The 12,858-nt window shown below is 63.3% G+C and carries 10 protein-coding genes; 8 read left to right on the top strand and 2 right to left on the bottom strand.

The genetic code is table 11. The features are described from left to right. Nucleotides 1–3 precede the first annotated feature (3 nt). The 4 genes from ACSSV3_RS08425 (at nucleotide 4) to ACSSV3_RS08410 (ending at nucleotide 6,462) form a co-directional block, all read left to right on the top strand. Nucleotides 4–483 (top strand): glutathione peroxidase, encoded by a 480-nt coding sequence (locus ACSSV3_RS08425; protein ID WP_354324371.1) that lies wholly within the window; start codon nucleotides 4–6, stop codon nucleotides 481–483. A gap of 127 nt (nucleotides 484–610) precedes the next feature. Beyond that, complete coding sequence (gene dnaE, locus ACSSV3_RS08420; protein ID WP_354324373.1) at nucleotides 611–4,129, top strand: DNA polymerase III subunit alpha; 3,519 nt, start codon at nucleotides 611–613, stop codon at nucleotides 4,127–4,129. Nucleotides 4,130–4,286: 157 nt separating this feature from the next. After that, entirely contained in the window at nucleotides 4,287–5,897 is a 1,611-nt protein-coding gene (locus ACSSV3_RS08415) for a long-chain fatty acid--CoA ligase (RefSeq protein ID WP_354324374.1), read from the top strand. A 127-nt stretch (nucleotides 5,898–6,024) separates the two neighbouring features. Further along, nucleotides 6,025–6,462: a DUF1330 domain-containing protein gene (locus ACSSV3_RS08410; RefSeq protein ID WP_354324376.1), complete on the top strand. Its 438-nt coding sequence runs from the start codon at nucleotides 6,025–6,027 to the stop codon at nucleotides 6,460–6,462. 93 nt (nucleotides 6,463–6,555) lie between these two features. Here the strand turns inward: ACSSV3_RS08410 and ACSSV3_RS08405 are convergent, their stop codons facing one another. Together ACSSV3_RS08405 and ACSSV3_RS08400 are read right to left on the bottom strand one after the other, a co-directional pair. Continuing rightward, the gene (locus ACSSV3_RS08405; protein WP_454184796.1) at nucleotides 6,556–8,328 is read right to left on the bottom strand and encodes a lytic transglycosylase domain-containing protein; all 1,773 of its coding nucleotides are present in this window, start codon (nucleotides 8,326–8,328) and stop codon (nucleotides 6,556–6,558) included. Continuing rightward, a complete protein-coding gene (locus tag ACSSV3_RS08400) occupies nucleotides 8,310–9,137 on the bottom strand; it encodes a uracil-DNA glycosylase family protein (RefSeq protein WP_354324380.1) in 828 nt (275 codons plus the stop codon). Before ACSSV3_RS08400 ends, ACSSV3_RS08405 begins: the two co-directional genes overlap by 19 nt. Before the next feature lie 84 nt (nucleotides 9,138–9,221). Between ACSSV3_RS08400 and ACSSV3_RS08395 the strand changes: the two genes are divergently transcribed. From ACSSV3_RS08395 to ACSSV3_RS08380, 4 genes are all read left to right on the top strand, one after another. After that, a complete protein-coding gene (locus ACSSV3_RS08395; RefSeq protein ID WP_354324382.1) occupies nucleotides 9,222–10,868 on the top strand; it encodes an electron transfer flavoprotein-ubiquinone oxidoreductase in 1,647 nt (548 codons plus the stop codon). Nucleotides 10,869–10,870: 2 nt separating this feature from the next. Further along, a complete protein-coding gene (locus ACSSV3_RS08390) occupies nucleotides 10,871–11,194 on the top strand; it encodes a hypothetical protein (RefSeq protein ID WP_354324383.1) in 324 nt (107 codons plus the stop codon). A gap of 2 nt (nucleotides 11,195–11,196) precedes the next feature. Further along, complete coding sequence (locus tag ACSSV3_RS08385) at nucleotides 11,197–12,000, top strand: 4-(cytidine 5'-diphospho)-2-C-methyl-D-erythritol kinase (RefSeq protein ID WP_354324384.1); 804 nt, start codon at nucleotides 11,197–11,199, stop codon at nucleotides 11,998–12,000. Nucleotides 12,001–12,118: 118 nt separating this feature from the next. Continuing rightward, complete coding sequence (locus tag ACSSV3_RS08380; RefSeq protein WP_354324386.1) at nucleotides 12,119–12,835, top strand: N-formylglutamate amidohydrolase; 717 nt, start codon at nucleotides 12,119–12,121, stop codon at nucleotides 12,833–12,835. Nucleotides 12,836–12,858 lie beyond the last annotated feature (23 nt).

Raw genomic sequence — 12,858 nt, 5'->3', positions numbered from 1 at the left:
CGCATGACCACGATTGCCGATTTCACTGTCACCACCAACCGCAGCGAAACACTCGACCTCAAGGACAAGCTCGGCACCGTGCTGCTGGTGGTCAACACCGCGAGCAAATGCGGTTTTACCCCGCAATATGACGGGCTGGAAAAGCTGCATCAGCGCTATCAGGATCGCGGGTTTGAAGTGCTGGGCTTTCCCTGCAACCAGTTCGGCGGGCAGGAACCGGGCAATGCCGATGAAATTGCGGAGTTCTGCAAGGTCAATTTCGGCGTCACTTTCCCGCTGATGGCCAAGGTGGATGTCAACGGCGCGGGCGCATCGCCGCTGTATGACTGGATGAAAACTTCGGCGAAGGGCCTGATGGGATCGACCGCGATCAAGTGGAACTTCACCAAGTTTCTGGTGGGCCGCGATGGCAAGGTGGTCAAACGCTACGGTCCGACCGACGCGCCCGAACGGATCGCCAAGGATATCGAAAAGCTGCTGTAGGCATATCTTCGTCATTGCGAGCGCCGCGTTTGCAACATGAGATGCCAGCTTTCGCTGGCACGACGACCATGAGTTTCCTGTGGAAGTCGCCCTTGGCGCTGGCAGCCTGTTTGCGCATAGTCGCATCATGGCTTTTGCTCCATTTGTCCCCTTGCGCGTGCTCTCGTCCTTCTCGATGCTCGAAGGGGCAATCGATCCCAAGGACATTGCCAAGCTGGCAAAGGAACGCGGCTTTCCCGCCATCGCCATCTGCGACCGCAACGGGCTTTACGGGGTCATGCCCTTCGCCGCCGCGTGCAAGGCCGAAGGTGTGCAGCCGATCATCGGCGCATTGCTGGGGGTGGCGCGCGAAGGGGTGGCAGGATCGGACGCGCGCAGCATCGATTACCTCGCACTGCTGGCGCAGGATGACGAAGGCTATGGCAACCTGTGCCACCTGGTATCGCAGGCCCACCTTGATCGCCCGCTGGAGCTTGACCCGCACGTTACGCTTGCCGATCTTGAAGGGCATACGGGCGGGCTGATAGCGCTGACCGGCGCGGGAGAGGGCGGGCTGACCCGGTTGCTCGCCGATGGGCAAGCCGAAGCGGCGGCGCGGCTGGCCACGCAGTTGGAGGCATTGTTTCCGCAGCGGCTCTACATCGAACTGGCGCGGCACGGTGATCCGGTGTGCGAACGGGCAGAAAGCGCGCTGATCGATCTTGCCTATGCGCGCGATCTGCCGCTGGTTGCCACCAACCCCGCCAACTTCGCCGAACCGCACATGCACAAGGCGCATGACGCGATGCTGTGCATTGCCCATTCGACCCAGATCGAGGCCGAGGATCGCCCGCGTTCCAACCCGCAGGCTTTCGTCAAATCGGCCAGCATGATGGACGAGGCCTTCGCCGACCTGCCCGAAGCGACCGCCAACACGCTGGTGATTGCGCAACGCTGTGCCTTCGCGCCGCCGTATCGCAAGCCGATCCTGCCGAGCCTTGCAGGCGACCTGTCGGGCGAAGCGCGGGCGCTGGCGGAGGATTCGCGAAAGGGGTTGGAGGCGCGATTGGCTGCCTATCCAGACCTGCCGGCCGAAGATCGGCAGGTCTATTTCAACCGCCTCGAATTCGAAATCGACGTGATCGTGAAAATGGGCTTTCCCGGCTACTTCCTGATCGTGGCCGATTTCATCAAATGGGCCAAGGAACAGGGCATTCCGGTGGGGCCGGGGCGCGGGTCTGGCGCGGGTTCGGTAGTCGCCTGGGCGCTGACTATCACCGATCTCGATCCGATCCGGCTGGGGCTGCTGTTCGAACGTTTCCTCAACCCCGAACGCGTGTCGATGCCCGACTTTGATATCGACTTTTGCGAAACCCGGCGCGGCGAGGTGATCCGCTATGTGCAGGCCAAATATGGCAGCGATCACGTCGCGCAAATCATCACATTCGGCAAGCTGAAGGCGCGCGCGGTGCTGCGCGATTGCGGGCGTATTTTGCAGATGAGCTATGGTCAGGTCGACCGCCTGTGCAAGATGATCCCCAACCACCCGACCGACCCGTGGCCGCTACCGCGTGCGCTGAACGGGGTGGCGGAGTTCAAGCGCGAATATGATAACGACAAGGAGGTGAAACGCCTCGTTGACCTCGCCATGCAATTGGAAGGGATGCCGCGCAATTCATCGACCCACGCGGCGGGCGTGGTGATCGGGGATCGTCCGCTGGCGCAACTGGTTCCGCTCTACCGCGATCCGCGATCCGATATGCCGGTGACGCAGTTCGACATGAAATATGTCGAATCCAGCGGGCTGGTGAAGTTCGACTTCCTCGGTCTCAAAACCCTGTCGGTGCTGCGCAAGGCGGTTGATCTGCTGGGGGAGCGCGGGATCAGCATTGATCTGGGGGCGCTGCCGCTGGACGATCCGGCGGTCTATAGCCTGATGCAGACGGGCAATACCGTGGGCGTGTTCCAGCTGGAATCCGAAGGGATGCGGCGTACGCTGAAAGCGGTGAAGCCGACCAATTTCGGCGACATCATCGCGCTCGTCTCGCTCTATCGCCCCGGCCCGATGGACAACATTCCGCTGTTCGGTCAGCGCAAAGCGGGCGCGGTGCCGATCGAATATCCGCACCCCAAGCTGGAAGGCATTCTGGCCGAAACCTACGGGATTTTCGTCTATCAGGAACAGGTGATGCAGGCCGCACAGGTGCTGGCGGGCTACTCGCTCGGCGATGCCGACCTGCTGCGCCGCGCGATGGGCAAGAAGAATCAGGCCGAAATGGACGTCCAGCGCCAACGCTTCATCGAAGGCTGCCGCGAGGTGTCCGGCATTGAGGCCAGACACGCCAACGAGCTGTTCGATTTGATCGACAAGTTTGCCGGCTACGGCTTCAACAAATCCCACGCCGCCGCCTATGCGCTGCTGGCCTATCAGACGGGTTGGCTCAAAGCGCACTACCCGGAAGAATTCTACGCCGCGTCGATGTGTTTCGACCTGCACCAGTCGGACAAACTGAGCGTGTTTGTCGATGATGCGCGACGCTACCCGAACGGCAATGGCGGGGTTGAGGTGTTGCCGCCCGATATCAACGCCAGTCAGGCGCGCTTTACCGTTGAACAGACCGATCACGGTTACGCGGTGCGCTATGCGCTCGCGGGCATTCGCAATGTCGGTGAAAAGGCGATGGAAGCGATCGCGGCGCAGCGGCAGGCGGGCGGGGCCTTTGCCAGCATCAAAGACCTGTTCGAACGCTTGCCGCAGGGCAGCATGAACCGGCGGCAGCTGGAAGGCCTGATTTGCGCGGGCGCGTTTGACGGCCTCGAACCGGATCGCGGACTGCTTTATGCCAATGCCGATCTGCTGGTGGCGGTGGCTGATGCCGCTTTGCGCGAACGATCAAGCGGGCAGGCGGCTTTGTTCGGCGGCGAGACGGCGGCGGAGGAGGATTTGCGCCTGCAATCCGCCCCCGCGTGGAGCCGGGCAGAGCGCATGGCGAAGGAGCGTGAGAATTTCGGCTTTTATTTCTCCGCCCATCCGGTGCAGCAATATCGCGATGTCGCCTCGGCCAATGGCGCGCGCACTTATCAGAGCCTGATGGAAGCAGGCGCGCCGCCGGGCGGGCGCGGCACAGCGGTGATGGCGGCGCTGGTCGAAGGCATCACCAAGGCGCGCACCCGCAAGGGCGGCACCTTTGTGCGCGCGGATTTTTCGGATTCGTCGGGCCAGTTTTCCGCCGCCTGTTTTGAAGAGGCGCTGGTGCCGCAGTTTGAACGCTGGGGACAGGAAGGCGAATGCCTGCTGCTGACGGTCGAGCTGGATGCGCCCAACCCTGATGAGCCGCCGCGCCTGACCGTGCGCGGCGCGCGGCCCCTTGCGGCGGTCAGCGGGGCGACGGCGATGCAATTGACCGCCGATATCGCCAGCATTGAGGCGCTGCTTGAACTGCGGATCGAACTCGATCTTGCGCAGGAACACCAGCGCAGCGGCAGCGGCAGCGGCGAAGTGGTGGTGCGCCTTGCGCTGGCGGCGGACGGCCATGCGCAGGTGCGGCTGGGCGGCGGGTTCTGGCTGAATGGTGAACTGGCGGAGCGGCTGGCGGCGGTTGAGGGGATCGACAATGTCGCGCTGGTGCCATTGAAGGGCAAAGCGCGGCTGCGGCTGGTGGCGTGAATTCCACGCACATCGCACGGCCGGGGGCGCAAACCGCTCGTCACCGGCGCGATGGCTACGTTGGATGATTGCCAAGCAGCCCAGTGATGGGCATTGAATGGCCATGATTCACCAAATTTGACGCAATTAATTGCGCTATTGAGGGAGAGAGACAGCGATGGCCGGATCAAGGCTTGGGGCAATGCAGGACTGGACGATGCGGGTGACGGCGGTGATCGATCACGCTGCCCGTGAAGCGCCAACGCGCGAAATCGTTACCCGCTGGGCCGACGGCAGCGTCACCCGCACCGATTGGGCCGGTATCCGCCGCGATGCGTTGATGATGGCCCAAGCGTTGCAGGCGCTTGGCCTCAAACCGGGCGACAAGGTCGCGAGCCTCGCAATGAACCACGCGCGCCATCTGGTCAGCTGGTATGGCGTCGCAGGCATGGGCGGGGTGCTGCACACGGTGAACCCGCGGCTGTTTGACGATCAGCTCGACTATATAGTCAACCACGCCGAAGACCGGGTGATGTGTTACGATGCGGCGTTCCAGCCGATTGTCGACCGTATGAAATCGCGCTGGCCGATGGTTGAACATTACATATGCTACGATAGCGGCGATCACGCCCCGGCGTTTGAGGATTGGATCGGGGCGCACGATGGCGTCTTCGAATGGGTCAGCGGGGCAGAAAGCGATCCTTGCATGATCTGCTATACCTCCGGCACCACCGGCAATCCCAAGGGCGTGCAATACGAACACCGCTCCACCGTGATGCACGCCATGGCCGGGCTGCAACCATCGGCGTTCAATTTCTCCAGCGCTTCGGTGATGCTGCCCGTGGTGCCGATGTTCCACGCGGCGAGCTGGGGCTTGCCCTATGCGGGCGCGATGGCGGGGATAAAGTTCGTGTTTTCGGCGGTCAATGATCCCGCCGTGCTGCACGATCTGATGCTGCGCGAAGGTGTGACCGATTCTGCGGGTGTGCCGACGGTGTGGCTGGCGCACTTTCAGTATTGCGATGCCAATGGCCTCGACCTGCCGCCGTTGAAGGCCGCCACCATCGGCGGATCAGCCGCGCCCAAGTTCATGATCGAACGGCTTTTGAAGTGCGGCATCCGCGTGCAGCACGCCTGGGGGATGACCGAAACCAGCCCGATCGGCACGGTTGGCGGGCCGACCTGGGATTGGGACAGCCTGACCCTTGAACAAAGGATCGAAAAGATCGCGATGCAGGGCCGTCCGATTTTCGGGGTGCAATTGCGCACCGTCGATCTCGACGACATGACCACCGAACTGCCGCGCGATGGCCAGACCAGCGGCGCGCTGCAAATTCGCGGGCCGTGGATCATCAAGCGCTATTTCAAGGCGGAGAAGGACGCGGTTGGCGATGATGGCTGGTTCGATACCGGCGATGTCGGCATCCTGCACCCTGATGGCACCCTGCAACTGACCGACCGCACCAAGGACGTGATCAAATCGGGCGGCGAATGGATCAGTTCGGTCGAGCTGGAAAATGCCGCCTGCGGGCATCCGGCGGTGGCTGAGGCGGCCTGCATCGGCATCAGCCACCCAAAGTGGGATGAACGCCCGGTGCTGTTCGTGGTCAGGAAGGCTGGCGCGGACGTCACCGGCGGGGAGATCATCGAGCATCTGAAACCGATTGTCGCCAAGTGGTGGCTGCCCGACGCGGTCGAATTCGTCGACGACATTCCGCACACCGCGACCGGCAAGATTTCAAAGAAAGACCTGCGCGACCGATTTAGCGATTACATCTTGACGGAATAGATCCTGATCTCTCCTCGTCATTGCGAGGAGCGTAGCGACGACGTAATCCATGACGCTTCGCTACGTCTGACCGGTTCATGGATTGCCGCGCAGCCGTGCGGCTGCTCGCAATGACGAAGGAAATGATTTGACCAACGTAACCTATATTGACCCATCACCCGCCAATTTCGCCGCGTTCAAGGATCTGCCGCGTGATGAGCCGATTGCGATGCTCAACCTGCTGCTTTACCGCGACCATGCCGAATATCCGGAAGGCCACGAACATGCGGGCAAGGGCTGGAGCGGACGGCGCGCCTATCAGGAATACGGCAAAACCAGCGGCCCGATCTTTGCCCGCGTCGGCGGCAGCATCGTGTGGCGCGGCACGTTCCAGACGATGGTGACTGGCCCGGATGACCGCGTCTGGCACGATGGCTTTATCGCGCAATATGCCAATGCGGGCGCGTTTTTCGATATGATCAAAGACCCGGATTACCAGCTGGCTGTGGCGAACCGCACCGCCGCGCTGGCAGACAGCCGCCTGATCCGCTTTGCACCGGGCAAGGTGGGTGCGGCGTTTGGGTAAGGGGCAGGCGTTAACCCTTCGCGCTGCCTAATCCGCGCCAGCCCAATCCCTCATCCCAGCGAAAACTGGGTTCTCAGCGCTTAAACCGCGTCATTAGCGTTCCAGCAGCGCAGACCGCACCGCTTGCGCTTGCGGAAATTCCGGCCAGCGACCCTGCGCCAGCGCGCGGCGGCTGGGGGATGGCGCTCCGGCAGCGCGCTCATACATCCAGTAATTGCGCATCACGATCGCAACATAGCCGCGCGTTTCCCAATAGGGGATCGATTCCATCCACAATAGCGGATCGTTCTGGTCGTTGATCTCGGAATTCCAGCGCGCCACCGGGGTCAGGCCGGCATTATAGGCGGCCATGATCTTGGGCAGTGTTCCGCCGGTTGCAGGCGAATCGCGCAGCATTTCAAGATTGCGCTGGCCGAATGCCAGGTTCACTTCGGGATCGTCGAGATTGACGTAGGACGCGCTCATATTGAGGCGCGGTGCGTGTTGGCGCACGGTGATCGGGGTGATCTGCATCAACCCGCGCGCATTGGCGGGGCTGACCGCAGTGGCGCGGAAATTGGATTCCTGCAGCGCGTGGGCAAAGGCGAGCGAGGGATCGACCTGCCAGCCATCTACCGGTTGCCAGCGCGCTACCGGGAACCGCAGCGATGGATCGCTGCGGGTGCCGTAAGGCGCGTTGTGCGCCATGAACAATTGTGTTGCGGGCATCCCCAATTCGCGCGCCAGCCGCGACAATGCGGCAAACTGGCTGGCAGGGCCGATCCGCGCTTCGTGGCGCAGCACCTCATCGGCGAGCGCGGGGCGGCCAATCTCGGCCAGCGCCACTGCCACGCGGATATTGCCACGGCGGGCCAGCTGTTCCCAATCGGTGCGCTCGAATGCCTGCGGCGGAGCGTGGGCGGGCAGTTCAATGCCAAGCTGATCGGCGGCGAGCATCCCGTAGAGCGTTTCGTCCATCTGCGCGGCCGCGGAAAGGTGCTGCTGCGCCTGTCCCGGTTCGCGGCAGCGCACAGCTGCGCGGTGCGCCCAGTAGTGGCCTGCGGCGGCAAGTTCGACATTCGAGGCGCGCGATGCGGTGCGGGAAAATGCGTCCCCGGCGAGCGAGCAATGGCCCAACCGCCACGCGGCCAGCCCTTCGACCCACGCGCCTTCAGCCACCCATTCGCCCGAACCTTCGGCAACGGTGCGTGCCAGTTCGAGCGCGGCAGCGTCATCATTCTCGATATAATGGCTCCACGCCACGCGCTGGCGCCATTCGGCGCGGGCATCGCTGGAGAGTTGCCAATCCGCTTCGGCCAGCAGGCGCTGGGCTTCGGCGGGATTGTCAGCCTTGATCGCTTCAAGGATTGCCGATGCGGTCGCGGCGGCCATCGTGCCATCGTTCACAGTGCGCGGCAGGATCCGTTTTGGCGCATAGGGTTGGCGGGCGAAGCCTTGTTCAGGGGGAAGCGCGGGCAGGTATTCGACCCCGCGCTTGGCCCCCATCCGCACCAGCTGATCGGCCTGCGGCAGTTCGACTCCGGCGGTGAACCACGCAGCGATCTGTTCGGGCGAAATTTTGGGACTATTGGCGTGGGTGTAATATTCGGCGCGGGCAACCTGCGTCAGAACGCCATCGGGGCGCTGTGCCAGCAGTTCTTCAACCACGCTCCATTGCTGGGCATCAATCGCCGCGAACAACTGGCGGTAATGCGCGCGTTCTTCCTGCCCAAGCACCGCTGGAAGCGCGCTTTCGCCGCGCGTCTGATTGCCCCATTGTGCGACAAGGCTGCCCGATTGCGCCTGTGCGGCGACCGGCAGAGCCAGCCCCGCCAAGGCAATTGCCGCAAATCCGGCGCGCTTGCGCATTAGTTTGAGGCTGACCATTCCATCCATCTCTTCCAGAATCGGGCTTTGAGCCGGGGCATATCCATCATGGCATCAAGCGTTTCACTGACCATGACCGGGGTCTTGCCACCATTATGGTTGATTTCACGTAAAGGTTGATCGTCTTGCGGGCCAAGCATCGGTGCAAGCCCGGTGCCCAGCACCAGCAAGCGTTGCGGCGCGGCGCGCGCAATGTGATGCGCCAGCACCGCGTCCATTCCGCCAGCGGCCAAGTTGGCCAGATCGGCCATCGGTGTGTGGCAGGGCAGGGCAGAGGCAATGTAAGTCGCGCTGTCATCCAGCCCCATCGCGGCCAGAATATTCGCCAGCAAGCGGCCCTGCGGCCCTTGCAGCAGCACGTCGCGGTCGTGTTCCTCGGGCTGCGGCACCAGCACCATCAACGCGGCGCCGGAATCGCCGCGCGGCGCAATCCGGGGATAAAGCCCGCCGGTATCGAGTTCGGGCGATTCCAGCCACCACTGGCGAAACGCAGCCAGATCAGCGGGCGGCGAATCGCCCAGCAGGTTGCGGCGCTGAGCCACCGGGGCGGGGGCGGGCGAGGGGACAATCCGTTGCGGCGCCATTTCATGCCCGGCGGGCGAGGGCGCGGTTCGCTGTGCGCCAGATAACGCAGCGCCCGCTGTCGCAGCCGCTTCCAATGGCGCGTCTGCCAACCACGTCGTAGCGTCATCGGCAAAGTCACAGTCCACCCCGGCCGCGCGCCACCAGGCGAGCGATGCGTCGAATTCGCGTGCTAGAGAGGGGGCCGGTTGGGTCATGCTGATGAAGGCAGGTCTTGACTGTCCCATACCCAGTTAGCAAGTGGGTCATAAGATCAATTCGCCGGAGTGTGCGGCGGGCGCGCTCAAAGCATCAGCAAACAGGAAAGCCCCATGACGACACGTGAATCAATGCCCTGCGACGTCGTGATCGTCGGCGGTGGCCCGGCGGGACTGGCATCGGCGATCCGACTCAAGCAGATCAATGCTGAGCTTGAGGTGATCGTGCTGGAGAAAGGCTCGGAAATCGGCGCGCATATCCTGTCGGGCGCGGTGGTCGATCCCAAGGCTTTGGACGAATTACTGCCCGAATGGCGTGAGCAAGGCTGCCCGATGGCGGAAACCCAGGTGACCGACAATTGGCACTGGGCTTTGTCCAAGACGGGCAAAACCGCCATCCCGCACCTCATCATGCCCTCGTTCCTGTCGAACCACGGGTGCTACACGGGGTCGCTCGGCAACATGACGCGCTGGCTGGCCGAACAGGCCGAAGGGTTGGGGGTGATGGTGTTCCCCGGCTTTCCCGCTGCCGAGGTGATGATCGACGAAGAAGGCCGCGTCGCTGGCGTCATCACACAGGACATGGGTATCGCCGCTGATGGCAGCCACAAACCCGATTACACCCCCGGCATGGAAATCCACGCCAAGTACACCCTGTTTGCCGAAGGCGCGCGCGGGCATCTGACCAAGCGAATGAAGGCGCGTTTTGATCTTGAGGCAGATTGCCAGCCGCAGATCTATGGCCTCGGCATCAAGGAATTGTGGGACATTGATCCGGCGAAGCACAAGCCGGGTCGGGTGATCCACACGCAGGGCTGGCCGCTGTCGGAGAGCGGCAGCAATGGCGGCGGGTTCCTCTACCATCAGGCCAATGGGCAGGTGGCGCTCGGCTTTGTGACCTGGCTCAACTACAAGAACCCGTGGGTCTCGCCCTATCAGGAATTCCAGCGCTGGAAGCAGCACCCAGCGATCCGCGAATATCTCGAAGGCGGTAAGCGCGTCAGCTACGGCGCCCGCGTCATCAATGACGGCGGTTGGCAGTCGATCCCCAAGCTCGCTTTCCCCGGTGGTGCGCTGATCGGCTGCGCGGCGGGCTTTGTGAACGTGCCGCGCATCAAGGGCAGCCACACCGCGATGAAGAGCGGGATGCTGGCGGCCGAAAGCGTCGCTGCGGCGATCGCCGCGGGCCACGAGAAGACCGAGCTCACCGATTACGAGCCTGCCGTGCGCGGCAGCTGGGTTGGAGACGAGCTTCAGAAGGTCAAGAACGTTCTCCCGGCGATGGAGAAGTACGGCGATGACATCGGCACGCTGCTCGGCGGGATCGACATGTGGATGCGCCAGCTCAAGATCGGCCTGCCGATCACAATGAAGTTCCACGCCGATCACGAAATGACCGGCCGCGCCGATCTTTATCCCAAGATCGACTACCCCAAGCCGGATGGCGTGATCACCTTCGATAAGCTGACCAACGTCGCCTATAGCTACACCAACCACGCCGAGGATCAGCCGTTGCATTTGCAGGTGGCGGACTTAGGCTTGCAAAAGGCGAGCGAGTTGGCGGTGTTCGGCGGCCCCTCGGCGCGTTACTGCCCGGCGGGGGTGTATGAATGGCTGGAGGAAGCTGACGGCAGCCCCAAGTTCCAGATCAACTCGCAGAACTGCGTCCACTGCAAGACCTGCGACATCAAGGACCCCAACCAGAACATCAACTGGGTAACGCCTGAGGGCGGCGGCGGGCCGAACTATCCGAATATGTGATCGTGAGCGCGTTCCAACTCCATCGCGTTTGGCTGCTGGCGTTCCTTGGAGCGATGCTCGGCATGTTCGTGCTCTCGATGTTGATCAGCCGAGGGAGCAGTGCTGACCAATTGCTCGTGCCGACCGCGATCTTTGTCCTTTTCTGGTTTGTGGCGCTCGTGTCGCTCTTCGGGCTCGCGGTATCGGCGAACCGGCTCGCCAAGGAGCTCGGCGTCTGGAAGCATGAGGCCCCACTTCCGCTCCTCTATGCCGTAGGACTGGGCGCCTTCTACTCGGTGTGGCTTGACAGGAAGGCCAGCCAGTCAGGCCCATCGCTCGGCGACTGACGGTGGCTCTGACCGAAACCGCCTACGCCAAGATCAACCTCGCGCTGCATGTCCGCAGGCGGCGGGAGGACGGCTATCACGACCTCGAGACCCTGTTCGCCTTCGTCGATGCGGGCGATGTGCTGAGCGCCGCGCCTGCCGCCGCCGACAGTGTCACCACGCTCGGCGAGTTTGCGGGTGGGCTCGACAATCCCTTCGACAACCTCGTTGCCCGCGCCTTGGGCGCCCTGCCGCGCACTCAGGGCCTTGCGGTGACGCTGGAGAAGAACCTTCCCGTTGCGGCTGGCCTTGGCGGCGGGTCGGCGGATGCGGGGGCGGTGTTCCGAATCGTCGAAGCGCTGCACGGCTTGCCGGACGACTGGCAGGCAAAGGCCGCAAAACTCGGCGCGGATGTACCTGCCTGCGTGCTCAGCCGCACCCATATTGGTCTCGGCACCGGCACCGAGCAGCTTGCGGTCGAGGACGACCATGCCGGAACCCCCGTCCTGCTGGTCAACCCGCGCGTGCCGCTGTCGACCGGGCCGGTGTTCAAGGCGTGGGATGGTGAAGACCGGGGCGCGCTGCCGCAAGGCCCCGCCTCAAAAATCGCGCTGGAAGGGCGCAACGATCTCGAAGCCCCGGCGATTTCGCTATGTCCGGTGATCGCCGAGGTGCTGGCGGCCTTGCAGGCAACCAAGCCGTGGCTCGCGCGAATGTCCGGTTCTGGCGCGACCTGTTTTGCGCTGTATGAGACCATTACAGTCCGCGATGCGGCGCGGGCGGCCATGCCCGCCGCGTGGTGGACGATGGCGGGACGGCTGCGGTGATTTTCCGCAAATCCGTTCGCCCTGAGCTTGTCGAAGGGCCGTCCTTGCTTGAAAGCCACTGCCTCCGCAAAAGAATTGCAGTGCTTCGACAAGCTCAGCACGAACGGGGGTTGGGTTTGTGACTTTGCCCTTCCGCCAACGCGGCACGCCCACCCCCGGCGGGATCGTCTGCGTTGCCGACCATGCCAGCAACCATGTGCCGCAAGGCATTGATCTCGGCATCCCTGCGCGCTTGCTGGAAGACCACATCGCGGTTGATATCGGCACCGAAGCCATTGCCGAACGACTGGCACATACCCACGCCATCCCCGCACACATCGCCGCCATCAGCCGCCTCGTGTGCGACCTCAACCGTGAGGAAACCGCGCCCGGCCTTGTCCCCGACACCAGCGACGGCCACCCGATCCCCGGCAATATCGGCGCGGATCGCAAGGCAAGGCTCACCCGCTTCCACCGGCCCTATCACACCGGGCTGGAGCAATGGCTGGCGGCGGCCGAACCGGCGCTGATCCTCTCTCTCCACAGCTTTACCCCGCAGCTTGCCTCGCGCGAAGAGGCGCGTCCGTGGCAAGCTGGCGTGCTCTACAATCAGGACGACCGCGCCGCGCGCATCGCCATCCCGCTGCTGGCGGAGCGAGGACTCATCGTGGGCGACAACCTCCCTTATTCGGGCCGTGATCTCAATTACACCATGAACCGCCATGCCGAATTGGCGGACAGGCGCTATCTTGGTATCGAAATCCGGCAAGACTTGGCCCGAACCCCCGCAGACCACGCCCGCTGGGCCGCGTTGCTCGCCGATCTTGCGCAAAGGGTTGCGTCGGCGCTCACCTGAAGGCAGGGGAAGTTTCGCAAAAT

The organism is Porphyrobacter sp. MBR-49, from assembly GCF_053628655.1.
The sequence above is the reverse complement of the archived record's forward strand: the minus strand, read 5'-3'. Positions and strand labels throughout refer to the sequence as shown.